The sequence below is a fragment of the Pseudomonas sp. UBA6315 genome (genome assembly GCF_002438125.1).
Classification (GTDB): Bacteria; Pseudomonadota; Gammaproteobacteria; order Pseudomonadales; family Pseudomonadaceae; genus Aquipseudomonas; species Aquipseudomonas faucium.
Genome location: NZ_DJTF01000183.1, coordinates 43,487 through 69,294 on the forward strand (window position 1 = coordinate 43,487; position 25,808 = coordinate 69,294).

The window sequence follows — 25,808 nt, forward strand, 5'->3', positions numbered from 1 at the left end:
CGTTCTCGCTGGTCAGAAACCCGGGGCGATCTGCCCTTTGTAGCGGGTCAGGATGAAGTTGCGAACCTCTGGCGAATTCAGCGCCTTGGCCAGTTTCTGCAGGCCTTCGTCGTGCAGGTTGTCCGGGCGGGCCACCAGGTATTCGACATACAGGTCCTTGCCCTTTTCGACGATCAGCGCGCTGCTGGTATCGATGCCGGCTTCCAGGGCGTAGTTGGCGAAGACGAACGCCAGGTCCACCTGCTTCACCGAGCGCGCCAGCATGGCGCCTTCCAGTTCGCGGATCTTCAAGTGGTGCGGGTTGGCGGTGATGTCGCGCTGGGTCGACTGCGGGTTGCTTGGCTCCTTGAGGCTGATCAGCCCGGCTTCGGCCAGCAGCACCAGGGCCCGGCCGGTGTTCACCGGGTCGTTGGGGATGGCCACGCTGGCGCCGTCGGGCAGCTCGGCGATGCGCTTGTACTTGGCCGAATAGGCGCCGAACGGCTCGATGTGCACGCCGACCACCGGCACCAGGTCGGTGTGGCGGGTCTTGTTGAAGTCATCGAGGAACGGGCGGTACTGGTAGTAGTTGGCGTCCAGGTTCTTCTGCGCGAGTTGCAGGTTGGGCTGGATGAAGTCGTTGAACACCTTGATGTCCAGGTCGACGCCTTCCTTGGCCAGGGTGGGTTTGACGAACTCGAGGATCTCGGCGTGGGGCACCGGGGTGGCGCCGACCACCAGGTGCTCGGCCGCGTGCGCGGCGAAGCTGTTGGCGGCGATGAGGGTGGCAAGGGCAGCGAGGGTCTTTTTCATGGCAGTGTCCTGAAAGGGTTTGGAGTCAGCGTCGGGTGAAATGCCGAACAAGGCGGTCGCCGCCCATCTGCAGCGCCTGCACCAGCACGATCAGCAGCAGCACGGTGACCACCATCACGTCGGTCTGGAAGCGTTGATAGCCAAAGCGGATGGCCAGGTCGCCCAGGCCGCCGCCACCGATCACCCCGGCCATGGCGGTGTAGTCCACCAGCACGATGGCCGTGACGGTGACGGCTGCGAGCAGCCCGGTGCGGGCCTCGGGCAGCAGGGTGTGCCAGATGATCTGGCGGATACTGCCGCCCATGGCCTGGCTGGCTTCGACCAGGCCTCGGTCGACTTCACGCAGGGCGGTTTCCACCAGCCGCGCGAAGAACGGCGTGCAGCCCACCACCAGCGGCGGGATGGTGCCGCGCACCCCCAGCGAGGTGCCGGTGAGCACGGTGGTGAGCGGGATCAGCACGATCAGCAGGATGATGAACGGCAGCGAGCGCAGCACGTTGACCAGCGCCGACAGCACGCGATACAGCGGCGCATTGGCCAGCAGCTGGCGTTGCCCGGTGAGGTACAGCAGCACCCCCAGCGGCAGCCCGAACAGCACCGTGAAGCCCAGCGCGGCGCCGAGCATGCTCAGCGTGTCGATGCAGGCCTGGAGGATTTCCGCCCAGTCGAGGTTTGCCAGCAGCTCGCTCATCGCCGTGCCTCCTGGCGCAGCGTCGCCACCGGATGCGGCGCGCGCAGGCGGTCGCCCTGGCCGAACAGTTTGTTGCGCAGGGTGCCTTGGGCGTATTCGCGCTTGAACAGCCCGCGCGCCTGCAGCTCCGGCACCAGCAGGTCGACCACGGCGGTGAAGGTTTCCGGGGCCACCACGCTGGCCAGGTTGAAGCCATCGACATCGGTGTCCTCGACCCATGCCTGCAACTGGTCGGCCACGGTCTGCGCCGACCCGACCAGCACCGGCCCGTCGCCACCGATGGCGCAGTAGTCGGCGATTTCGGCGGCGGTCCAGGTACGCGAAGGGTCGGCCCGGGTGAATGCCTCGACGACGGACTGGATAGCTTCGCTTGGGACTTCGCGCAGCACCTGGCCCGGTTCCAGCTTGGCAAAGTCGATGCCGGTCCAGCCCGACATCAGGGTCAAGGCGCCCGTGGCACTGGCGTATTCGCGGTACTCGCGCAGCAAGGCCAGGGCAGCTTCATCGGTTGGCGCGACGATCACCGTCAGTTGCTCGAAGACCAGCACGCTGTCGGCCGCCCGGCCCGCTGCGACGGCGGCCGTGCGCAAGTCGGCGACCTGCTTTTTCAACACTGCGCGGGTCGGCGCTGCGACGAACACGCATTCGGCGTTGCCGGCGGCGAACGCCCGGCCACGGCTGGAGGCGCCGGCCTGGTAGAGCACTGGCGTGCGCTGCGGCGATGGCTCGCTGAGGTGAAAGCCGGGCACCTTGAAGTAGGTGCCGTCGTGCTCGATGCCATGCACCTTGCGCGGGTCGGCGTACACCCCGCTGGCCCGGTCGGCGCACACCGCATCGTCTTCCCAGCTGGTTTCCCAAAGCTTGTAGCAGACCTGCAGGTATTCCTCGGCCAGGGCGTAGCGCTGGTCGTGGCTGAGCTGGTCGCGCTGGCCGAGGTTGCGTGCGCCGCTGGCCAGGTACGAGGTGACGATGTTCCAGCCGGCGCGGCCCTGGGTCAGGTGGTCCAGCGTGCTCATGCGCCGGGCGAACGGGAACGGGTGCTCGAACGACACCGAGGCGGTCACGCCAAAACCCAGGTGGCGCGTGGCAGCGGCCATCGCCGGCACCAGTTGCAGCGGGTCGTTGACCGGCACCTGGGCGGCGTTGGCCAAGGCCGCGTCGGCGCTGGCGCCATATACGTCGTACACGCCCAGCACGTCGGCGATGAACAGGCCGTCGATGCAGCCGCGCTCCAGGGTTTGGGCCAGCTCCACCCAGTAGTGGATATCGGTGTAGCGCGTGGCCTGATCGCGCGGGTGGCGCCACAGGCCCGGCGACAGGTGGCCGACGGTGTTCATGGCGAAGGCGTTGAGGCGAATCTGCTTGGTCATGGCGCGGGCCTCAGTTCCAGTCGTGGCGGGCCGGCTTGATGCCGTTCAAGGCCCAGTTGCCGACCAGGTGGTACTTCCAGCGCACCGGGTCGTGCAGGGTGTGCACGCGGGCGTTGCGCCAGTGGCGGTCGAAGTTGTGGCGGGTCAGCGAAGAGCGCGTGCCGCCCAGCTCGAACAGGCGGTTGCTGGCTTCGATGGCCGCTTCGGTGGTCAGCACCTTGGCCTTGGCCACGGCCAGCGAGGCGGCGGCGACGTTGTCTTCGTCGGGCGCGGGCTTGGCCTTGTCCATGACCCAGCCGGCACGTTCGAGCAGGGCCTCGGCGGCCTCCTGGCGGATCTCCAGGGACCCGACCTGGATGATCGTCAGCGGGTCATCGCTGGCGCGCTCGACCTTGGCGTCGATCCACGGGCGGGCGTGCTCGCGGACGAAGGCGATGGTGTCGTCCAGCGCTGCGCGGCCGATGCCGGCATCGATCGCGGCGGTGGTCAGCTGGGCGAACGGGCCGGCCAGGGTCGGGCCTTCATAGGAGCGGTAGCTGGGGAACAGGTTGAAGGCCGGCACGCGCAGGCCGTCGAGCAGCACCGTGCCGCTGGAGGTGGTGCGCTGGCCCATGCTGCTCCAGTCGTCGACGATCACCAGCCCAGGGGTGCCGCGCTGGACGAAGGCGAGCTGGCCACGGCCCTGCTCGTCGAGGGCCAGCACGCCGAGCCAGTGGGCGTACAGCGAGCCGGTGCAATAGCCTTTGCGCCCGTCGATGCGGTAGCCATCACCTTCGGCGACCAGGCGGGTGCTGATGTCCTGCACGGTCTTGCCGCCGGTTTCGGAAAGGGCGTTGGCGAAGCGGTTGCCTTTCAAGGCCAGGTCGAAGAAGAAACGCTTTTGCGCATCGCTGCCTTGCAGGCGGATGTCTTCGAGCAGGCAGTAGTGGTTCTGCGGGATCTGGCCGAGCGAAGGGTCGGCGGCAGAGACGATGGCGATCACCTGCGCCAGGGTGGCGAAGGACACTTCGGCGCCGCCGTACTCACGGGGCACGGTGATGCCCCACAGGCCACTGTTGGAGTAGGCATCGACGATATCGGCGGGCACCGCGCGGTTGCGGTCGCGCTCGGCGGCGCCTTTGCGCAGCAGAGCGGCGACGCGGTGGGCGATGGCGATGGCTTCGCTGTCGTCGACGATCAGGTGGGCGTTGGGTTGGCGGATGTCGTAGTGCGCAGAGACGGTTTCAGTCGGCATGTTGACCTCGGAGACTGGATGGTTGAATCCATGTCTGCAGGGCTCATGCCAGAATCAAATGCCTTTGAAATCAGGCGATTGGCGCGAAAAACGCGGTCATTGTGTTGCGCCGCACGAACAAGTGTTGAAGGGCTGTCTGCCGTGCAACAGTTCCCTCGGCAACACTGGCGCGGCTGTGCGCCTCAGTACACCCACACTTCGACCCGGCGATTGCGCAGGCGCCCTTGCTCAAGGTCGTTGCCCGCCACTGGCAACTCATCGCCCATGCCGGTCACCTGCAGCACTTCAACGCCATCGCGCGCCAGTTCACGGCGTACCGCCTGAGCCCGCAGGCGCGAGAGCAGGGCGGCGCGGCCTGGGGTTTCCTTGGGGTCGCCAAAGCCCACCAGCACGGCCTTGCTTTGCAGCTTGCCGGCCTGGCGCAGGTAGTCGGCCACCCGCTGCACATCGCGCAGGGCCTTGTTGTCGAGGCTGGCGCTGCCTTCCTGGAAGCGGAAGTTCACGCTCAGGCGCTGGGCCTGCTGGGCCAGGCTGCGATAGCGCGGCGGCATGTCGGCCTGGGCCGGCACCGGCTGCGCATTGATCTGCTGGGACACGAAGCCCTGCTCGGCGACGATGGCCTGGCCGGCCGGGCTCTGCGCGAAGTCGGCCAGGGCCTTGGCCTGGGGCTTGGCGTTGGCCGGCAGGTAGAGGTAGAGGCGGCGCGACAGCGGGTAGTCCTCGCTGGCCACCAAGGGGCGCTCGGGCAGCATGGCCGGGGCGTCGCCTTCGGCGATGGCCAGCACCTTGGCACCGTGCACGGCCGCCAGGCTGCTGAAGCCGATGGCCTGGCGGTCGGCGAGCACTCGCGCAGCCAGCTCGTCGCTGGCCTCGAAGCGCTGCACCCGGGCTGCCAGCGTTGCCTGATGGGGCTCGAGCACCAGGGCCTTGAATGTCTCGAAGGTGCCGGAGCGGTCGTCGCGGGCATACAGGTGGATGGCGCCGCCGGCCACGCCGAGCTGCTCCCAGCGCTGGATCTGCCCGGCATAGATCTGCGCCAGTTGCTGGGTGCTCAATTGCGGCAAGGGATTGTCCGGGTGGACGATCACCGCCACGCCGTCCAGGCCGATGACTTGCTCGGCGCGTGCCGCACGCAGGTCGCCGAGGGCCTTGAGCTGCTGCGCCTCGGCGTCGCTGATGGGGCGTGAGGAGGCCGCCAGGTCCGCATCGCCGCGGCCCAGGGCGGTGAAGCCGGTGCTCGAACCGTGCGCCGCGATGTCGATGCGCAGCGCCTGGCCCTGGGCGTCGTGGGCGGTGATGACGGTCTCGTTGGCCAGCGCACCGGGGCGTTGTTCGATGGCGCTGGCCTGTTGGGCGCGCAACTGCCCTTGCACCAGCGCCGGCATCAGGGCGGCACCGATGGTGTTGGAGCCCTGCACGCGCAGGTGGGCGGGTTCGGCCAGCGCCGTCAGGGGCATCAGGGGAAGGAGCAGGAGCAGCAGGCGCAGCATGCCGGGCTACCTTTGGCATAGAGTTGGCCGGCAGATTACGACAGCGGCGTGACCGAAATGTGACGGTTGCGGCCTTATCGCCGGCAAGCCGGCTCCCACAGGTACACCACTGAGCCTGAGTGCTGTGGAGTAGCTGTGGGAGCCGGCTTGCCGGCGATGGGGCCAGGGTGCTGTTACCGTTCAGGCACCGGCAGCGGCGCCTCGTCGTTCCAGGCACTGACCGGCCGGCTGAATTGGTTTTCGGTCTGGAAGTGCGCCATGCGCCATTGCCCTTCTTCCAAGGCGAAGCGCACGGTCAGCCGCGCAGCATTCAGGTGCGAGGCGCCGTCGGCGAAGGTGCTGGTCTGCAGCATCACCCAGCGGCCCAGGCCCTGGCCGCCGTCGGCCTCGATCACTTCGCTGGTCAGAAAATGCACGTTCAAGGCGAAGTGCGCCGGGGTTTTCATGTAGGTGGCGAACATCGCCCGGATCGCTTCACGGCCACGGTAGCCGCCAAAGCTTGCGGCATACTTGGCCCCTTTGCCTTCCCACACGGCGTCGCGGGTGAACAGTTCGGCCAGTTCGTCCAACGGGGTGCTGGCGTCGAGCTGATCGCACAGTTCCATGTAGCGGTTGATGCACACGCGGATCGCCTGCTGGCTTTCAAAACGCTGCAGGCGGGCCAACAGGGCTGAGGTATCGGTCATCGGTGCCCCTCAGCCGTTCTGGTACAGGTTGAGCAACAACCGCTCGGCCACGGCCAGCAGCTTCTCGTCGGCGCCCTTGGCCGCCACCAGCTGCAGGCCGACCGGCAAGCCGGCGGCGCTGCCCAGGGGGATGCTCAGGGCCGGGTGCCCCGACAGGTTGAACGGGCGCACCAGCGACGTCATGCCCAGCACTGCACGGGTGTCGCCGGCCTCTTCGAGGCGCAGCGGGAAATCGGGCATGGTCGGCAACGCCAGCACGTCAAAGCCAGCCAGGGCCTGGTCGACTTCCTCGGTGAAGCGCTGGCGCACGGCTTCAGCTTCGGCCAGCGCGCTGTCGCTGGTGTTGCCCGCCGCGGCCAGGCGCCCGGCGATGTCGGCGCCGACCTTGCCGGTTTCCAGCAGGTGGCCACAGCCTTCGAAGGTTTCGCGGTTGATCACCACCATGCCGGCGTCGTAGGCCGCGCCAAAGTGCTTGAGCTCGACATTGCCCAGCGGCAGGCCACTGGCGCTCAGGGCGCCGTGCACCACCTTGTGGATGGCCGCCTCGGCGGTCACCCGCAGCACGCCGATGCGGGCCTTGGCCGGCACCTGGGCGGGCACGAACGTGGGGTCGATCATGCTCATGGCCCGTACCAGCATCGGCAGGCTGGCGGCGAACGGGCCGACGCAGTCCAGGCTGCTGTGCGCTGGCATCACGCCTTTGCGGCTGACCCGGCCAAAGGTCGGCTTGAAGCCGAACACGCCGCAGCAGCACGCCGGGATGCGCACCGAGCCACCGGTGTCGGTGCCCAGGCTGAAGTCGGCCAGGCCCGCCGCCACGGCCGCCGCCGAACCACTGGACGAGCCGCCGGGAATGCGCCCGGGGAAGCGCGGGTTGGCGGCGGTGCCGGTGTAGTGGTTGATGCCGGTGGTGCCGAACGCCAGCTCGTGCAGGCCCACCTTGCCGGTCAGGCGCGCGCCGTTGGCCAGCAGGTGGCTGACCACCTCGGCATGCCGTTCGGCCAGCGGCGCGTGCTCCAGCGCCTGGCTCGAGGCGCGGGTCGCGGTACCGGCGACATCGAGGGTGTCCTTGACCATGACCCGGGGGCCGGCGCCGCCCAGGTCGAGGGTTTCTACGATTATTGTCATTTTTATTCAGCCTTGAAGGAGGGGATGCCGGGCACGGCCCAGCCGATAAAATGCGTTTCAATTACGTGAAATGTCAACTGAATATTCCAGTATTGTATGGCGCCTGCCGGTAGCCAAATGCGCACAAACGGCTATGATGGCGCGACTATTTCCGCACAAGTAGTGAATCGATGAGCAACTCGAAGAACACAGGCCACAGCCACCACGACCCGGCCAGCGATGAATTTCGCAAGGAAGATTTCCCTTTCTACTGGCTGGCCCGTGTGCATGGTCGCTACACCCAGAACATGGAGCGTCTGCTCAAGAAGATCGACCTCGACGTGCCGCGCTGGCGCGTGCTGTGGATCCTCAACGAGAACGGTGAGTCGAGCATTTCCGAGATCTCCACCCACGCCATCGCCAAGCTGTCGACCATCACCAAGATCGTCTACCGCATGAAGGACGACGGCCTGGTGGACACGGCGCCCAGCCCGGAAGACGGGCGGGTGACCCAGGTGCGCATCACCGAGGTCGGCCTGCAGAACATCGAGCGCATGCAGGAGGTGACCCGTGAACTGTTCCAGCGCAGCTTCAAGGGCCTGACCGAAGCCCAGGTACAGCGCCTGAACCGCATGCTCGAAGTGGTGTTCCACAACCTCGAAACGCTCTGAGCGCTACGGGGCGCGCCGCGCCCCACGCGCCGGCTCAGAAGGTGCTGACGAACACCACCTGGCTATACAGGTTGTTGTTGTCGTTGCCCAGTTGCGTGCCGCCCTGGGCAGCGCTGCGGTCGGGCTGATACAGGCCCACCAGCGGCACCACCATCAGGTGCTCGTTGATCGTCCATTGGGCATACACATCCAGCTCGCGGCCGTCGACGTTGCCCAGGTTGCGGTCGATCGTGTCGAACTTGAACAGCATCGCGCCCAGGCTCAGCGACGGGGCAGGGGTGACGCTCAGGCCGACCTTCTGCACCCGTGCATTGCTGTTGAAGGGCCCGGCATAGTTGCCGGCCACTTCGCCCTGGAACCAGGTGCCCAGGCCGCGGCCAAGCCCGTAGAACAGGGTGTCGTACTGCTCGGAGAAGCGGCTGTAGCGGTAGCTGACGTTCGGCTGCCAGGGCAGGTCGGCGAAGGTCCAGCCGGCTTCCAGGTACCAGGCATCCTCGGTGGCGCTGTGCGGTTTGTCCTGCTTTGCGTATTCGCCCGAGAGAAACAGGTTTTCCACCCCGGCATTGCCCTGGCCGCGCAGGCTGTAGGTCTTCATGCCGTCACGTTCCAGTTGCTGGGGCGAGGCGTACTGTTCGTCCACGTGGGTGGTGCCGACGTAGGTGAGGCCCACGGTGCCGGCGTCCGCCACATGCTCCAGGGTGGCCACGTGCAGTTCCGTGTTGGCCTGGGCGCGGTTGTCCGACTGCAGCCACATCAGGTCGCCACGCCAGCCCGTCTTGCCGCCCAGGCGCAGCACGGCGGTCTTGTCGAAGCTCTTGCGCGCGGCCAGGTAGTAGGCGCCGCCGCGGTTGAACTGGCCGTCGGCCAGGCCATGGCCGACGTTGAGCGAGTCGCCCTGGATCAGGAAGCCGTCGCCGACCGCCACCATCTGCTTGCCGAACGACAGGTCGATGCCGTCCTCGCCCAGCAGCGGCACCAGGTTGCCCGACTTCCAGCCCAGGTATGCGTCCTCGATCTTGCTGGTGCGTTCGCTGCCGTCGCTGAAGCCCGCCGCATCGCCATCGCCCCAGGTGGCCGAGCTGAGCAGGGCGAAGGCGCCATACAGCGAGGCGGCGCCGCCCAGGCGCTGGTCGCCGCTCAGGCCGTACTTGATGTAGCCCTCGCGCCAGGACTGGGAGCCCTCCCGGTCGCGGGCGATGGCATAGCTTTCTTCACTGTGGAACGCCCCGAACACCGCTTCGACATTGGCGTTGAGGTGGCGCTCGGCGTCGCCGTAGAGCTCCAGGGCGCAGGCCTGCAGCGAGGCCCCGGCCAGCACGGCGGCCAGGGTGAGACGGAACGGGCGGTGGAGCATGGTCTGGCTTCCTTTGTTATGGGTTTGGCAGAAGTTCCCAGGATCATGCAGCAAGCCCCGACAGCGGTTTTTGCCCTGGCTGCCAGTTGCCTTTGGCAGCGTGCCAAAACGCCAAAGGCCCCATTTCGGGGCCTTTGGCAGGGCAGCGCAGGTGTTACTTGAGGCTGGCGAGGAAGCAGGTCACTGCCTGGCGTTCGGCGGCATCGTGCAGGCCGGCATAGGGCATGTAGGTGCCCGGCACGGCGGCTTGTGGCTGCTCGATGAAGGCGCTGATGCCCTGGGCGGTCCAGGCGGCCTGGCGCGATTTCATGGCTTGCGAGTAGTTGGCGCCGGGCGCGGTGCCGGGGGTGCGGCCGAGCACGTCGTGCAGGTTGGGGCCCATCATCACCGGGCCGTTCTGCTGTGCCGAGTGGCAGGCTGCGCAGTCGCGGGCGAACACCTGTTCGCCTTGCCGGGATTGCGGGGCGGCGCATTCTTCTGCCAGGGCCAGGGGGCTGGCCAGGGCGGCGAGCAGGAAGGGGATGGCCAATTTGCGCGGGGTGATGGTCAACATCAGTACGGTTCCAGGGTTGTTTCTTGTTGGTTTATGGCTCGATTGTGCGCCAGCTTGGCGCACCGGGTTTTGCTCTGCCTGCCAGGCTGTTTGCCAGGGTTGCCAAGTGATGGCCTGTGGGAGCCGGCTTGCCGGCGATGAGGCCAGGGCAGGCAAGAAGCGGGCTGATGTTGCTCAAAGCTTGCCTTGAGCAGGCTGTGCGGGCCCTATCGCCGGCAAGCCGGCTCCCACAAGAAAAGCGGGGAGGTCAGTTGGCGTGGCGCTTGCGATATTCCCCCGGCGTCATGCCAAAGCGTGCCTTGAACGCGGTGCTGAAATAGCTCGAATCGGAAAACCCCCAGGCATAACCCAGCGACGAGACTTTCTGGTCCATGGCCGGGTTGCGCAGGCTTTCGGCGCAGAATTCGAGGCGGCGGTTGCGGATGTACTGGGCGATCACCAGCTCGTGCTTGGCAAAGATGCGGTACAGGCTGCGCATGGAAATGCCCACTTCGCGGGCGATGAACTCGGGGCTCAGGCTTTCGCAGGTGATGTTCTGGTCGATCAGCGCCAGGGCCTTGCGGAACATGCGCTCGTGGCTGCCGGGCACCGAGTCCTGGCTGATGGCCGGGCGCAGCAGGGCGATCAGCGCATCGAGCACCGCCAGGCTTTCGTTGTTGGCCATGTGCCGGGTGCGCCCGGCTTCGAGCATCATTTGCCGGGCCATGCTGGCCAGCGGTGTCTGCGCCTCGATGCGCTTGGCGCAGGCAACGCCGATGCCGCGGGTGCCGGCTTGCACCTGGGCACGCGGCAGGATCAGCGACAGTTGCCGCGAACGCTGGTGAAAGTGCATGTCCAGCGGGGTGCTGGCGTCGATCAGGGTGAGGTCGCCGGCCTGCAGTTCGATGCTTGCCTGCTGGTGCTCGATGCGTGAGGTGCCGGCCAGCTGCAGCACGGCGTAGTAGTTGTCGGCGCCACTGGCGCGGATTTCCCGCTGGCCGCGGAACAGGTTCACCTGGGTCATGTCGACGATGCTCATGGAAATCTGGCCTACCTGGCATTTTTCCAGCTGGCCGACGAAGCCTGGGTCCAGCTTGCGGCCGTTGAAGTGGCCGCAGGCTTCATTCACCTGGCTGAGCCAGGCCTGGAAGTGGTCGTCGGAAACACGGCTTGCAGGGGTCATGGATGCCTCGCACGGTATGACGTGGAACGGATCGCTTGGGCGAACTCTTGGAATGGGGGTATGCATTACTATTCACTTGAATATTCAAGCAAAAAGCGGGCCTGGGGAGGCACTTGGGTTTTTGCCTTCATATTTAACTGATTGAAAAATATGAGGTTAAAAGAAATTCAGGGTAGGGAGGGGTGGAGCTGAGGAGGGCGCGAATAGAGGGTCGATGCTCGCAGTTGTAGCATTTTGAAACGCGGGTGTTTCGCAAGCGGGCATTTGCGTTGAATGTGCGGGCCCCATCGCCGGCAAGCCGGCTCCCACAGGGTTTGGTGGGGGCTGTGGGGGCTGTGGGGTTGTGTGGGAGCCGGCTTGCCGGCGATGGGCGCGCAGCAGCCCTAGGTGTGCGGCACCGGCTTGGGCGCCGCGCCGCCGGCATATTCGGGCTTCAGATGGCCCTGGTCATCGAGCAGGTAGGCATCCATCACCTCGCGCACCACCGGCCCCGCCACCCGGCCGCCGGCTTCGCCGTTCTCGATCATCACCGCCACCACCACGCTGGGGTGGTCGGCCGGGGCGAAGCCGACGAACAGGGCGTTGTCGCGGTGGCGTTCGAGGGTCTTGTTGCGGTTGTAGCGCTCACCCTGCTTGATCGCCACCACCTGCGCCGTGCCGCTCTTGCCGGCGATGCGGTACTGGGCGCCGGCGGCGGCGGCGCGGGCGATGCCGCGCGGGTCGTGCATGACCATCTGCATGCCCTGGCTGACCTGGTCCCAGGCATGCCGGTCGTGCAGCACGATGTCGGGCATCGGGTTGGGGTCGACCGGGGTTTCGCCGCCCACGGTCATCGCCAGGTGCGGGCGGTGCCACATGCCCTTGCTGGCCAGAAGGCTAGTGGCCTGGGCCAGCTGCAGCGGGGTCACCTGCATGTAGCCCTGGCCGATGCCGAGGATCAGCGTTTCGCCGGGGAACCAGGCCTGGCGGCGCGTCGCCCGCTTCCACTGGGCCGAAGGCATCAGCCCTGCGGCCTCTTCGTTCATGTCCAGCGAAACCTTCTGGCCCAGGCCGAATTCGGCCATGTAGTCGTGCAGGCGGTCGATGCCCAGCTTGTGCGCCAGGTCGTAGAAGTAGGTGTCGTTGGAGCGCATGATGGCGGTGTACATGTCCACCCAGCCATCGCCGCTGTGGTTCCAGTTGCGGTACTTGTGGTCGTAGTTGGGCAGCTCGTAGTAGCCCGGGTCGAACACCCGGCTGCCCGGGGTGATGACGCCGCTGTCGAGGCCGGCGATGGCCACTTCCGGCTTCACCGTCGAGCCCGGTGCATACAGGCCGCGCAGCACGCGGTTGAACAGCGGGCGGTCGATCGAGTCGCGCAGGGCGGCGTACTGCTTGAAGCTGATGCCCTTGACGAACAGGTTGGGGTCGAAGCTGGGGTTGCTGACCATCGCCAGCACGTCGCCGTTGGCCGGGTCCAGTACCACCACCGCGCCACGGCGCTCGCCCAGGGCCTTTTCGGCGGCCACCTGCAGGTGCGCGTCGAGGCTGAGCACGATGTCCTTGCCGGGGGTCGGGTCCTGGTGGTTGAGCACGCGCATCACCCGGCCCTGGGCATTGGTCTCGACTTCCTCGTAGCCCACATGGCCATGCAGCTGGCTTTCGTAGAAGTGCTCGATGCCGGTCTTGCCGATCGACTGGGTGCCCCGGTATTCGGTGCTGTCGAGGGTCTTGGCTTCTTTTTCGTTGATGCGCCCGACGTAGCCTACCGAGTGGGCGAAATGCTCGGCCAGGGGGTATTCGCGGATGAACTGCGGCTCCACGTCCAGGCCCGGCAGGCGGAACTGGTTCACCGCCACCAGGGCGATCTGCTCCTCGGTCAGGCCAACCATCAGGGTCACCGGCTCGAATGGCTTGCGGCCACGGCGCAGGTCCTTGTCGAACTGCAGGCGGTCATCCTCGCCAAGGCCCAGCACCTGCGCCAGGGTGTCGAGCACCTTGGCCGAGTCGCCGGCGCGCTCGCGGGTCATGGTCAGGTCGAAGCTGGGCTTGTTGTCGGCCAGCACCACGCCGTTGCGGTCGTAGATCAGCCCGCGCTCGGGGGCGATGGGCAGCACGTGCACGCGGTTGTTTTCCGATACCGCGCTCTGCTGGTCATGTTGCAGCACTTGCAGCACATAGAGCCTGCCGACGAGGACGGCCACCAGGCTGAAGACCAGGGCAGCGCAGGCCAGGAGCCGGCGGTTGACCAGGTGCTTTTCCTTTTCGTGGTCCTTGAGGGGGATCGGCTGGGGCATGGGCGGTGGTGGGTCGGCTGAACACGCGAAACTTGTGGGAGCCGGCTTGCCGGCGAGTACGCCAGGCCAGCCAACATGGATGTAGACGAGTGCTACGCACTCGAATCGCCGGCAAGCCGGCTCCCACAAGGATGCGGGGCGGCGATGCTACGCGTACCGGCGCCGGCCCTCAAGGCAAGGGCCGACGCACGGTGCGCGTTGCCTGGCGTTTCACCCCGTCATCAGGGCATCACGGCGTACATGAAGATTTGTTCATGCGCCTTCAGTTTCACTTGCCGGCCGCCAGCAGGTTGTCCTGGGTCTGCTGCTCGACGGTGCGCTGGATCTCCCGTGCCAGGGTCTTGACATCATGCTGGCCGATTTCCTTGGGCATCACTGCAAAGCCGATCGAGTTGTACAGCCGGCCCCAGGCTGCCTGGGCATCGGAGTAGGCCGCTTCGCGCTGGTAGCGCGAGAGCAGCATGCGCCCTTCGGCGCGGATCAGCTCCAGTTCGCTGCCCAGCGCAGCATTGCGCGAGGACTGGGCGTAGCTGAGCAGGCTCTGGTCGACGCGCAGGCTTTCGTCGGCGAACTCCACCTCCTGGCGGGCCAGCTGATAGCGCAGCAGGCCCACGCGCACCTGGGTCAGGATCGCCATCGACAGCGCTGTACGGCGCATGTCGTCGGTCTTTTCCTGGCTCTTTTCCGCAGCGGTGATGTCCGGGTACTGCAGCAGACGCAGCAGGTTCATCGAGACGTTGATGCCGGTCTGGTTCCAGTCGCTGTTGTACAGGTACTTGTTGGAGTCGTACTCGTAGCCGTAGTTGAAGCTCACGTTGGGCCACAACTGGGCCTTGGCGATCTTCAGGTCGTTCATGCTCACGCGCTTGCGGTACCACTCTTCCATGATTTCCGGGCGGCGCTCCAGGGACAGGCGCTCGAGCTGCTCGACATTGCCGGTCAGCAGCGGCAGCGGCGGTTCGCTGGTGTCGGCCAGCACCATGCGGGTATTGGGCGGCAGCGACATCAGCGCGGCCAGCTCGGCACGGGCGAACTCCAGGTCCTGGCGGCGCACGGTGAGCATGTACACCGAGTCGAGCAGGGCGCGCTGGTAGGCCAGGATGTCCTGGCGCGGCAGCAGGCCCTTGCCCTCGGCTTCACGGGCCGAGGTCAGGGCGCGGTGGGTGCGCATCAGCAGGCCGTCCACTTCCGGCAGCAGGCGCTGGGCGCCCAGGGCGCGCCAGTAGGCGTTGCGCACATCCTGCAAAACGTTCTGCGCGACTTTTTCGCGGCGCTCCTCGGCCATCAGGATCTGGTCGTTCTTCTGCTGGGTGCGGAAGTAGGCGACGCCAAAGTCCAGCAGGCTCCACGACAGGCCCAGGCTGTACAGCGTGCGGTAGCGCTCCTCGGAGGTGGAAGGGCGCAAGCTGACCTGGCGGTCCTCGATGCCGATCGAGGTGCCGCCGGAGTCGTTGTTGCGCCCGGCGTAGCCGGCGGAGGCCACCAGGCGCGGCAGCATCTCGTGGCTGGACACGTCGCGCAGGTCCGAGGCCAGCGCGCTTTCCAGCAGCTTCAGGCGGTAGTCGAGGTTGTACTTCAAGGCCCGCGCCGACGCCTCGTAGAAGGTGATGGGGCCGCTCACCGGCTCCTGTTCCTTGTACATGCGCGCCTGGTCGTCGATCACCCGCTGGCGCATTTCATCTTCGCTGTAGGGCTTGGGTTCGAAGGCCGAGCAAGCGCTGAGCAGAATGCTCACAGCAGTGAAGGTGCTCAGGCTTTTCAATGTGGCTACTGGCATAGGCAGTCCTTGGTCCATCCGTGAATAGGCATCGACATCATGGTGCGTTGCTGCCGCGGCGTTGGGCGGCGTCGCGCAACTGCGCACGGAAGCCGTGCGCGGGCTGTGGGGGCTTCTCGGCGGCCGGTACCATGTCGGCCTGGAAGGGTGCCCACAGCGAAGGGTCCGGCAGCAGGCCATCAGCGCTCAGGCTGATGACGCCATGGCGGCCGTCGACCCAGTTCTTGTCCTCGGCACTGTCGCGCCGGCTTTCGGCCACTGCGCGCGCGACGAACTGGCCATTGACCTGGCCCAGCTGGCTGCCGATCGACTGGCTTTCGATCTCGGGGGTGGCGAACAGCTGCACATTGCTGCCGTCCGCGCTCCAGGCCGACAGGGTCAGGGTCTGGTTGACGCGCTCCACCACCGGGGCGACGAAGATCGCCGGCGACACGTCCGGCAGGGGCAGCGCCGCGGTGCCGCCCAGGCCGTCGCGGTCCAGGTGCGGCCCTGGTGGGATGTACGGGGTGGCAATGTCCAGGGTGATGGTCAGCTGCGCCTGGTCGGTGGCCCCGGCAAGGTCGCTGATGGTGTAGGTGAAGTAATCCTTGAGCACCTGGCCAAGGCCCGCCGCCGCCAGCACGTCGCGGTTGCTCAGGTCGATGGTGTAGGTGTAGCTGCCGTCGGCATTGAGCACCAGGGTGCCGTACTTGCCGAGGATCGGCTGGCCGACCACCCCGGCGCTGCCGCTGCCGTTCTCCTGGCCGGTGCGGATGCCGGTGACGGTGATCGCGTCGCCGCCGTCCTCGTCGCTGTCATTGACCAGCACGTTACCGCTGGTGTGCGGCGCCGGCACCTGGTCGCTGGCAAAGCTGGCATCGTCGCGGGCCACCGGGTTGTCGTCGGCGCCCTGGATGGTCACGGTCAGGCGTGCATCCGAGGTGATGCCGGCGGTGTCGCGCATGCGGTAGGTGAACACCTCGCGCAGCGACTCGCCGGCGCTGCGCAACGCCTGCACGGTGGGGTTGGCGTTGTCGACGATGTACTGGTAGCTGCCGTCGGCATTGATCAGCAGCGTGCCGTACAGGCCCTGGAGCACTTCGCCGGCGCTGGCGGTGCGGCCGTTCTCGCCGGTGTACTGCACCACGGTCTTGGTTTCGCCGTACTGCACGCCGTCGATGTCGGTGTCGTTGTCGAGCACGTTGCCGCGTGGGTCGACGCCGGGCGTGCCGTTGTTCACGCCGCCGGCTTCCACCGCCTGGGCGGTGTCGTCATGGGCTTGCGGGTAGTCGTTGCGCCCGTCGATGGTGATGGTCAGCGAGCCGTTGGCGGTGCCGCCCCAGATGTCGCTGACCAGGTAGGTGAAGTTGTCGACCAGGGTCTGGCCGCTGATGCGCAGGGCCTGCACCGCCTGCAGGCTGTTGTCGAGCACGTAGCTCCAGGTGCCGTCGGCGTTGAGCGTGAGGTCGCCGTACTGGCCGCGCAGGGTTTGCCCGACCAGGCTGGCATTGCCCGGCAGGGGGCCGTCGCCGCTCCAGAACGCCAGCACTTCCAGGGTTTCCGGGAACAGGATGTTGACCGTGTCCGGGTCGCTGTCGTTGTCCATCACGTTGCCGCTGGGGTTGCTGCCCGGGATGTTGTTGTCGACGCCACCGGCCTCGACCGCCAGGCCCTGGTCGGGGCCGGCGACTGGCGGCTGGTTCTCGCCGCGGATGAAGATGGTCAGGGTGGCGGTGTCGCTCAGGCCGCCCGCGTCGGTGACCTGGTAGGTGTAGTTCTGGATGACGAAGCCCAGCGGGCCCAGGGCAATGATGTCGGGGTCGAAGGAGTTGACCACGAAGCGGTAGCTGCCGTCGGCGTTGAGGGTCAGGGTGCCGTAGTTGGTGGTGAGCGTGGCGCTGCCGGTGAGCGGGTCGAGGGTCGGGTTGCTGCTTTCGGCGCCCAGGCCCACGGCGGTGACCACCTTGGTGTCGTTGGCATCCACGTCGGTGTCGTTGTTCAGCACGTTGCCGGTGGGGTTGCGCCCGCCATTGCCATCGTCGTCCTCGGCCACGGCATAGGCGAAATCGTCATGCGCCACCGGCGTGTCGTAGCGACCTTCGATGGTGATGTTGATCTGCGCCTGGGCGCTGGCTCCGGCGATGTCGTGCATGCGGTAGGTGAAGGTTTCGCGCAGCTGCTCGCCGGCCTTGAGCGCCTGCACCGCGGCCAGGCTGTCGTTGACGGTGTACACGTAGTTGCCGTTGGCATCGATGCTCAGGGTGCCGTAGGTGCCAGCCACCACGGTGGCGCCGGCATTGACCTGGACGAAGGTGCCACCTGCGGCCAGGGTGCCCAGGTAGATGCCATCGACGAACTTGCCGTCGCCGGCATCCACGTCGCTGTCGTTGCCCAGCGCGTTGCCGCTGCCGGCCTGGCCGGGCGTGCCGTTGTTGACGCCGCCGGCCTCGATGGCGATGGCGTTGTCATCGGCGGCGATGGGGGTGTCGTTGCGGCCGTGGATGACCACGGTGAAGGTGGCGGTGACGACCTTGCCGTTGCCATCGCTGACGCTGTACTGGAACACCTCGGTGAGGCGGTCGGCGTCGGTGCGCAGGGCCTGCACCGCGCTGTTGCTGTTGTCGACCACATAGCGGTAGTTGCCCTGGGCATCGAGCACCAGGCTGCCATAGTTGCCGGCCAGGCTCTGGCCGGGGGCGGCGATGGCGCCGGTGGGGCTGAGCACGCCGCTGATGGTCAGGGTATCGCCGTCCGGGTCGGTGTATGCCGCGCGGATGCTGCCGCTGGGGTCGAGGCCAGGGGTGGCGTTGTTCAGCCCGCCGGCCTCGATGGCGTCGACGGTGACCGGGTTGACCACGGGTGGGTCGTTGACCCCGGTCACGGTGATCACCAGCTGCGCCTGGTCGGTGAGCCCACCGCTGTCGTGGATCTGGTAGGTGAAGATCACGTCCAGGCTCTGCCCGGCCGCCAATGCACGAATGGCCGGGTCGGCGCTGTTGACCACGAAGGTGTAGGTGCCGTCTTCGTTGAGGGTGAGCTGGCCGAAGTTGCCGCTGATCAGGCTGTTGTCGGCCAGGCGGGCCACGGTGCCGGGGATGGATGCGGGGGCGCCGCTGGCCACCGAGGTGAGCGCGCCGCCGGCGCTTTCCAGGCCGCTGCGCACGCCGTCCACCTTGAGCTGGGTGGCGTTTGGCTGGTCGAGGCGGTCGACGTCGGTATCGGCGCCGACGCCGCCGTTGCCGGTGATCACGTTGCCGCTGGCATCCACCGCTGCCGGGCTGCCGTCACTGGCCCCGGCGCTGGCGGTGCCGTGGTCGTCCACCGCCACCGGTGCGTCGTTGGCGCCCTCGATGGTGATCACCAGCACGGTCAAGGATTTCAGCCCGCCGGCATCGATCATCTGGTAGGTGAACTGCTCGACCAGCGTATCGCCGGGCGACAGCGCCTGCACGGCGGCGTTGTTGTTGTCGACCACATAGCGGTAGCTGCCGTCGGCGCTGATGGTCAGGGTGCCGAAGTTGGCCAGCAAGGTGGTCGGCTGGCTACCGTCAACCGGAATGATCCGGCCGCCCCCGGGGCCATCGTAGCGCACGGTATTGACGTGCTTGGTCTCGCCCAGGGCTATGGAGTCGACGTCGGTGTCGTTGTCCAGCACGTTGCCGATCGCATCTTGCCCCGCCGTGCCATTGTTGGTGCCGCCGGCCTCGATGGCGGTGGCCGTGTCGCCGTTGGCGATCGGGGTGTCGTTGGCGCCGTGGATGTTGATCTGCAGGACCGCGCTGCTGGTCAGGCCGCCGGTGTCGACGATGTCGTAGCCGAAGAAGTCGCTGATGAAGTCGCCGGCGGTGCGCAGCGCCTGCACCTGCGGGTTGCTGTTGTCGACGATGTACTGGAAGGCGCCGTTGGGCCTGATCACCAGGGTGCCATAGAACCCTTGGATCACCGTGACCAGGTTGCCCGTCACCGGCACGCCGGCCGGGTTGACGTTGCTGGCGATGCGGGTGACGGTGAGCACGTCGTTGTTGGTCTGGATATCGACGTCGGTGTCGTTGGCCAGCACGTTGCCGGTCGGGTTCACCCCTGGGTCGGCGTTGTTGAAGCCACCGGCCTCGACGGCGATGGCGATGTCGTTGTGCGCCACCGGGGCATCGTTGACGGGGTCGATGATGATGTTCATCACGTCGGTGTCGGTCAGTGCGTCGGCCGGGTTCTGCCCGGGGATGCCGTCGCCGCCGACCGGCGCATCGCCGTAGTTGCCCTGGTCATTGGTGACCATGGTCAGGGTTTCGCTGTTGCGGAAGGTGTTGAAGTCCTGGTCGCCCTTGTAATAGAGCTGGCTGAGCAACGCGTTCAGCTCGGCCAGGGTACCGGTCAGCACCAGGGTGCGGCCGGCGCCGGCCGGTGGCGTGGCGTTGGCGGCGGGCGGGGTGGCGGTCTGCCAGAGCACGCCGTGCACCACGCTCAGGGTGATGGTCATGACGCCATCGGCGTTACCGGCGTTCACGTCCACGTCGCTGATCGCCAGGCCACCGATGTGCAGCACCGTGTCTTCCTGGCCGTGCTGGTCGGAAACGGTGTTCACCGGCGCCTCGTTGATATGCACGTAGCCGGCGTCCGCGGTGCCGGTGCTGCCTTCGCCCAGGGCCAGGTTGATGCTGCCAAGGCCTGCGGCTGCCGCAGCGGTGTCGCTATCGATGCGCACGCGGAAGTTGTTGCCGGGCGTGACCTGGTGGGTCTGGTCCACGGCGATCAGGTAGTTGCCCGAAGGCAGCAGGGCGAACTGGTACACCCCGCCGTTGGCGGTGGTGGTGCTGAAGACCTTGTCGTCGGCGGTGCCGAACAGGCCGTCGTCGCCGGCCCAGGTCAGGGTCACGCCGACCCCGTCCAGGCCCGGGCCGTCCGGGGTGACGTTGTCCGTGGCGCTGCGGGTGTCGTCCCACAGCGTGCCGCGGATCACGCCCATGCCGGCGCCGTCGCTCAAGATGTAGTTGTTCAGGCCGTTGGCGCCGTCCTGGCCGGTGCGCTCGCCGGTTGCGCCGCCTGGGGTGGAAGGCAGCGAGCCACCCCAGCCGTTGCTTTCGAAGTCGCTGGGCAGGCTGGTCCAGGTCAGCACGGCGGAACTGGCGGCGTCATCGGCGATGTTGGCGGTGTTGGGCAGGGTGACGGTGTAGATCACCTGCACCGTGTCGTTGGGCGCCAGCCGGGCGAAGTCGACGGTGATGCCGGTGCCATCGCTGAAGCTGATGCCCGCGGGCAGGTTGGCCAGGTTCAGCGCCGTGCCGTTGAGCAGGATGCTTTGCACCTGGTAGTTGCTGCCATTGGGGAACTTGTCGACCAGGTGGGTCTCGTAGGCGGGCACGCCGCCGTTCTGGGTGAAGCTCACCGACACCGTGGCCTCGGTGGTGCTGCTGCCGGGCGTCACGTTGATGACCGACTTGTCCATGTTGGTGAAGCTTGGCTCCACCACGCGCTCGAAAATGGTGTCGCTGCGGCCGCGGTCGACGCCGCCGTTGTCGCCCACGTGTTCGAAGACGGTCATGCCCAGGCGTGTGTCGGCCTGGTTGCCGGCCACGTTGCTGACGCGCACGTTGAACTCGAGGATGACCCCTTCGATATCGTTGTCGTTGATCTCGGTGTTGGTCAGGTTGCCGAGGCTGAAGGTGATCGTCTGGCTGCCGTCGCCGTTGGTGGTGATCTGCAGCCGGTTGTTGGTGGTGTCGAAGATGCCGCTCGGTGCCGTGCCGCCCAGGTCGGGGTGGATCGGCAGGGACACATCGCTGTTCTGGTTGCCGGTCATGTACAGCGACGAACCTGCGATGACCAGGTCACCGGCATCGGTGGTAAGGCCACCGTTGGACACCATCGCGATGAGGATCCGGTTGAATTCCTCGGGGATGAACTCAAGGCCCGCCGCCAGTTCGATGCGGATCTGGTAGTTGGGGTTGTCGCCGGTCGGCACCAGCACCGCCACCCGGTAGCGGATGATTTCGCCGACCGCGACGTTCTCCTGCAGGCCGCTGGTGTCGGTGGCACCACTGCTGTTGGTGGCCGGCGGCGTATCGCTCACGCCACCGACGCGCGACACCTGGATGCCATTGGTGACCGGGATCAGCAAGGCACTGATCACCGAGTAGTCGTTGAGCACGCCCGAGTTGAGCAGGCCGTCGTTGCCGTTGCGCTCGCCGTTGGCGGTGTCGGTGCTGCTGTCGATGCCGTTCAGGCTGCTCCAGTTGACCTGCACGTTGTTGGGGATCACCGCCATGCCGGCCGCCGAAGCATTGACCGTGCCCTTGAGGGTGATGACGATGCTGCCGCCGTTGGCGATGTCGATGTTGGCGCCGTTGGCGGTCACCAGCTGGCCGCCACTGATGATGAAGTCGATGCTGCCGTTGTTGGTGGCGCCACCTAAGTATTGGATGGTGCCGTTGATGACCAGGTTGTCGATCTGGGTCGGCAGGTTGTCCAGCAGGCTGATGTCGAAGGCATCGGTGCCGGAGTTGTTGGCCACCGTGATGGTGAAGATCACCTCATCGCCTTGGTCGAAGCCGCCGAAGGAGGGGGTCGAGGTGATCTGCTGGGTCACCGTGAGCGTCGGCTCGACGATGGTCACACCGGGCTGCTGCGCGCTGTCGAGGCTGCGGTCCACGGCCACTGCGCCGTTGGGGGTATCGCCGTCGGGGTCGCTGTAGACCAGCTGCGCGCCATTGTTCAGCGTGGTGCCCTGCTGGTTGCCGCTGACGTTGCTGGCCACCAGCACCAGGCGGATGACGAAGCTGTTGTTGCCGACGATGTTGTCGGCGGTGGCGCCGGCACTGCCGAACACCAGCATCAGGTCGGCGCCGTCGCTGCCGTCCAGGTTCACCGGGTTGACGGTGAGCACGCCATTGAAATCCGCCCCCAGCGCGCCGCTGCCGGCAGCGCTGGTGATGATCTGGTAGCCCAGGTTGCCGTTGAAGCGTGGGTCCAGGCGCAGGCCCGGGGGGATCAGGTCATTGATGCGCAGGTTGCCGGTGGTGCCTTCGGGCAGGGTGACGACGATGTCGTAGGTGATGCTTTCGCCGATCACCAGGTTGCTGCCGGTGGTGTGGCTGGCGCTGGAGTCGTCGTCACTGAGGCTGCCGTCCTTGTAGGTCTTGCTGATGGTCGGCGCGGCCACTTGCTGGTTGGCCACCTCCACCAGGTCGGTGGGGGTGAAGTCCTGGCCGCCGTCGACGCTGGCGTAGTAGGTCAGTGCCGCGGTGCTCTGCAGGGTGCTGGAGGCGAGGATCGCGTCGTTGACCCTGACGTCGTAGGTGATCACCACCACGTTGGCGCCGGACAGGTCGCTGGCGGTGCCGCTGCGCCCGGCCAGCAAGGTGGCCTGGCCGTTGGCGTCGAGGAAGGTGATGGTGTTGCCGCTGACGCTGTAGTCGGTGCCGGCCACCAGCAAGGTGCCGTCGCCCCGGTAGATCTGCAGGTTGGCCGCACCGAGGCTACCGCCGACGAACGAAATGCCGGCCGGCAGGGTGATGCTGGTGCTCACGTCGAAGGCACCGCCACCGCCGCTGTTCTTCAGCGCAGTGGCCAGGCGCAGGGTATCGGCACCGTCGATGCCGCTGACGTTGCCGTCCACCGCGGCCAGGCTGGTGACGCTGCCGCCGAACGGCACGCCGCTGGTGCCGGGGGCGGTCCAGCTGCCGGTGGTGCCGGTGACCGTGCCATTGCTGCTGGACACCACGCCATGCTTGATGTCCAGCACAGGTTCGGCCACCGACTCGATCACTGCCACATCGGAAGACGTCAGCACGGTCTTGTCGACCGTGGTGGTCTGGCTCGACTGCGCCAGCACGTCGAGTTCACGCTGGTCGGCGAACGGCTGGTCGCCGACCACCATGGTGAAGCGCACCTGCACGGTGCCGCCGTTGAGGCCGCCGGAGGCGAAGTTGCCGAAGTCGAAGATGATCGAGTTGCCCGGGCCTGTGGTGACGCTGTCGGGCACATCGAGGATGTTGTTGCCGCTGCCGAAGCTCCACTGGCCGACGCCGGTGCCGAAGCTCCAGGTGATGCCGTTGGCGTCGAGCAGAGGCAGTGGCAGGTAGGCGGTGAGCTTGAAGTTTTCGTAATCGGCCACCAGCAGGTCGTAGCTGATGGTGAAGGTCACCACATCGCCCGGGCGCAGTTCGCCGTTGCTCGGTGGGTTGCCGCCGTTGACCTGGGTCAGCTCGATGTCGACGGTGGAGGTGTCGATGGTGCTGGTGGTACTGGAGCCATCGCTCTGCACGCCGCCGATGTTGAGAATGTCGCGCAGCACCGTGGCACTGACCGTGGCGTTGTTGCTGATGCTGTCGCCTTCGTTGAGCTGGTCGTGGGGCGGGTGGTCGGTGGTGTAGGTGGTGTCGATCAGCGCGTCGTAGACGATGCTCAGGCGCGTGGCGCCTTCCTGTATGTCATCGTCGTAGAGGTCGCCGAACAGCGCCGCGATACCCGGGCCTGCAACGGCCCGGCGGATCGACTCGGCGATGTCGAACACCAGCGTGGTGCTGCCGTCGGCGTTCACCGTCTGGGTATAGACCAGGGCAATGGCCTGGGAGCCGCCATGCTGCTGGATGATCAGGGTGGGCGGGTTGCTCGGGTCGAAGGTCTGGCCATCGCTGAGCAGGTCGGTGACGCTGAACTGGCCCTCTTCGAGGATGTTCTCGCCGAAGGCGAAGAAGTCGGAGATGGCCACATCCATGGTGTAGCGCAGGGTGTCGCCAGGCGTGAGCCCCGGCGTGCCGACGTCGTTCTGCAGGTTGACCTGCTTGAGCAGGGTGATCGACTTGGCAACGAAGGTGATGCCCTGGCCATTGCCGGTTTCATTGAACGGGTAGCCGTCCGGGTCGGTGGGGCGGTCGCGTGGGTCGAGCGGGTTCCAGTCGCCGTTGACGCTGGCGTTGCCGAAGTTGATGGTCACCGGGTTGCCGGTGGTCGGGTCGATCACCGGGCGGCCGTTGGCGTCGATCTCCGGCACATAGAAGTTGACCTGGGTTTCGCTGGCGCCGGTCAGGGTGTCGTAGTGGATGTCGTAGCTGGCCACGAAGGCATTGGGGTTGGCTAGGGCCGCCGCGATGGCGGTGGGGTCGGTGAGCACCGTGCCGTCGTGCAGGGTGATCGAGGCCAGCGTGCCGCCGGGGCCTGGGGTGATGGAGCTGACGTGCACCTGGTCGGGCACGGTCTGGGTGACGGTGACGTTGGTCAGGGTCTGGCCGGGCGCCGGGGTCACGGTGACGGTCTGGGTGCGGGTGAAGTTGGGGCCGGTGACCGTTTCGCCTTCGGGCATGTTGACCGTTTGCGTGACCTGCAACAGCTTCGGCGTGATCACGAAACTGTGCAGCGCGCTTTCCACCAGGCTCGGGTCCTGGACCGGGTTGTTCACCGAATCGTTGCCGTACTCGAAACCTGCGCGGGTATTGATGGTGAGGTTGGGCGCGCCGTCGGAGTAGGTGGTGTCGGCCAGGTTGCTCAGCTGCCCGGTGATCACGATGTCGATGCTGGGCTGGCCGTTGGTGACGCTGGCGTAAGGCAGTTGCAGCACCACCATCTGGTCGCCGGGCTTCATGCCGACGCTGGCGGCGTTGATCACCAGGGCGTTGCCGCTGGCATCCTTGGCCAGCGGGTGGGTGGCATTGCCGTTGGCGTCGAAGGTGATGACGAAGCTGTTCACCGCCCGCCCCAGGTAGGTGGCGGAGACGAAGCTGGCGCCGTCGTCGCCATCGCGGCCGGTGGCCGGCATGAACACATCGATGAACGGCGCGTAGCCTTCCTGGCTGGACGGGTTGCTGAAGCTCACGGTGAAGTTGAACTGGGTGCCCAGCTGCACGTCGGCGCCGCCGCTGCTCAGGCTGGCGGTGGGGCTGGCGTCGGCCAGCAGGCCCTGGAAGTTGTCGAGGGTGGCGGCGGCCAGGGCGATGGTCTTGTCCACATCGCCATTGCGCACCTCAAGGCGCCAGTCGCCGCCGGCCAGCTGGCTGCCGGTGGCGTTGTTCGAGGCGCCCACGTCGGCGCCGGTCCAGCGTGCCAGCTCGTTGACCAGCGCTTGCCCGGCGCTGCCGGTGCCCACGTCGCAGCCGTAGAGCTGGATATCGGCGCCGGCATTGAGTTCGTCGCGCCAGGCGCTCAGGCGCTCGCCCATTTGTTCGACGGTCTGGCGGGTGAACACCTGGTTGCCCAGGGTGAACTGGCCGGAGGCGCCGTGGGAGAACACCTGGATGGAGTCGACCTTGCCCAGTTGCGCCAAGGCATTGCTGATGGCCGCGACCGCGTCCTGGCCGGGGTCGACCACCAGCGCGGTGGTGCCCACCGGCAGGTTGGCGGCCAGCTGGTCGCGGTTTTCCAGGCGTGCGTCGATGACCACCAGGTTGCGTTGAGCGGGCGGCGCCGCCGTGGTTTGCGCCTCGCTGGCGGTGGGGGCGGGGTGGCTGCTGTCCTTGGCCTCTGCAGTGCTGGGGTCGCTGTGGTGCTGCTGATCGACTGCCGCCGCAGCGGCCCCGTCGAACAGGATACGCTGCTCAAGGGCGACCGTTTGCGACCGCGGGCGCAAGGCAGTGGCGAAGCCGGCTCTGCTTTTGATGTCCATGTCCTTACCTGCTCAAAGTTTCGACTGCAAATTCGGGAGCTTAAGCAATGCTAGTCGGGTTTTCTGAAAGTG

At 66.7% G+C, this 25,808-nt stretch carries 14 protein-coding genes; 1 reads left to right on the forward strand and 13 read right to left on the reverse strand.

The window, feature by feature from the left end; genetic code table 11:
- Window positions 1-12: 12 nt before the first annotated feature.
- The 7 genes from B3E94_RS21945 to B3E94_RS21975 all read right to left on the reverse strand — a co-directional run bounded on the left by B3E94_RS21945 (window position 13) and on the right by B3E94_RS21975 (window position 7,391).
- Window positions 13-792, reverse strand: coding sequence for a MetQ/NlpA family ABC transporter substrate-binding protein (locus B3E94_RS21945; protein ID WP_286915181.1), 780 nt, complete (start codon window positions 790-792; stop codon window positions 13-15).
- A 25-nt stretch (window positions 793-817) separates the two neighbouring features.
- Window positions 818-1,483 carry a methionine ABC transporter permease gene (locus tag B3E94_RS21950; RefSeq protein ID WP_286915182.1) on the reverse strand — a complete coding sequence of 222 codons (666 nt, stop codon included), beginning with the start codon at window positions 1,481-1,483 and terminating at the stop codon, window positions 818-820.
- The gene (locus B3E94_RS21955) at window positions 1,480-2,853 is read right to left on the reverse strand and encodes an LLM class flavin-dependent oxidoreductase (protein ID WP_286915183.1); all 1,374 of its coding nucleotides are present in this window, start codon (window positions 2,851-2,853) and stop codon (window positions 1,480-1,482) included. Before B3E94_RS21955 ends, B3E94_RS21950 begins: the two co-directional genes overlap by 4 nt.
- 10 nt (window positions 2,854-2,863) lie before the next feature.
- Window positions 2,864-4,087 (reverse strand): SfnB family sulfur acquisition oxidoreductase, encoded by a 1,224-nt coding sequence (locus B3E94_RS21960; RefSeq protein WP_286915184.1) that lies wholly within the window; start codon window positions 4,085-4,087, stop codon window positions 2,864-2,866.
- A gap of 182 nt (window positions 4,088-4,269) precedes the next feature.
- Entirely contained in the window at window positions 4,270-5,577 is a 1,308-nt protein-coding gene (locus tag B3E94_RS21965; protein ID WP_286915185.1) for a phosphate ABC transporter substrate-binding/OmpA family protein, read from the reverse strand.
- A 173-nt stretch (window positions 5,578-5,750) separates the two neighbouring features.
- On the reverse strand, window positions 5,751-6,263 hold the full coding sequence (locus tag B3E94_RS21970) for a nuclear transport factor 2 family protein (RefSeq protein WP_286915186.1): 513 nt from the start codon (window positions 6,261-6,263) through the stop codon (window positions 5,751-5,753).
- Between the two features lie 9 nt (window positions 6,264-6,272).
- Window positions 6,273-7,391, reverse strand: a complete 1,119-nt coding sequence (locus B3E94_RS21975; RefSeq protein ID WP_286915187.1) for an amidase — start codon at window positions 7,389-7,391, stop codon at window positions 6,273-6,275.
- 170 nt (window positions 7,392-7,561) lie between these two features.
- Between B3E94_RS21975 and B3E94_RS21980 the strand changes: the two genes are divergently transcribed.
- Window positions 7,562-8,041: a MarR family winged helix-turn-helix transcriptional regulator gene (locus B3E94_RS21980; RefSeq protein WP_176518080.1), complete on the forward strand. Its 480-nt coding sequence runs from the start codon at window positions 7,562-7,564 to the stop codon at window positions 8,039-8,041.
- Window positions 8,042-8,075: 34 nt separating this feature from the next.
- On the opposite strand, the gene B3E94_RS21985 is transcribed toward B3E94_RS21980, so the two are convergent.
- The 6 genes from B3E94_RS21985 to B3E94_RS22010 form a co-directional block, all read right to left on the reverse strand.
- A complete protein-coding gene (locus B3E94_RS21985) occupies window positions 8,076-9,395 on the reverse strand; it encodes a hypothetical protein (RefSeq protein WP_286915188.1) in 1,320 nt (439 codons plus the stop codon).
- Between the two features lie 154 nt (window positions 9,396-9,549).
- Window positions 9,550-9,948 (reverse strand): c-type cytochrome, encoded by a 399-nt coding sequence (locus tag B3E94_RS21990; RefSeq protein WP_286915190.1) that lies wholly within the window; start codon window positions 9,946-9,948, stop codon window positions 9,550-9,552.
- A 247-nt stretch (window positions 9,949-10,195) separates the two neighbouring features.
- Window positions 10,196-11,110: a transcriptional regulator FeaR gene (gene feaR, locus B3E94_RS21995; RefSeq protein WP_286915191.1), complete on the reverse strand. Its 915-nt coding sequence runs from the start codon at window positions 11,108-11,110 to the stop codon at window positions 10,196-10,198.
- A gap of 383 nt (window positions 11,111-11,493) precedes the next feature.
- Complete coding sequence (mrdA, locus tag B3E94_RS22000; RefSeq protein ID WP_176517545.1) at window positions 11,494-13,386, reverse strand: penicillin-binding protein 2; 1,893 nt, start codon at window positions 13,384-13,386, stop codon at window positions 11,494-11,496.
- Between the two features lie 268 nt (window positions 13,387-13,654).
- Complete coding sequence (locus B3E94_RS22005; RefSeq protein ID WP_236237987.1) at window positions 13,655-15,163, reverse strand: TolC family protein; 1,509 nt, start codon at window positions 15,161-15,163, stop codon at window positions 13,655-13,657.
- A gap of 37 nt (window positions 15,164-15,200) precedes the next feature.
- Window positions 15,201-25,736, reverse strand: a complete 10,536-nt coding sequence (locus tag B3E94_RS22010; protein ID WP_286915192.1) for a VCBS domain-containing protein — start codon at window positions 25,734-25,736, stop codon at window positions 15,201-15,203.
- Between the last annotated feature and the right edge of the window lie 72 nt (window positions 25,737-25,808).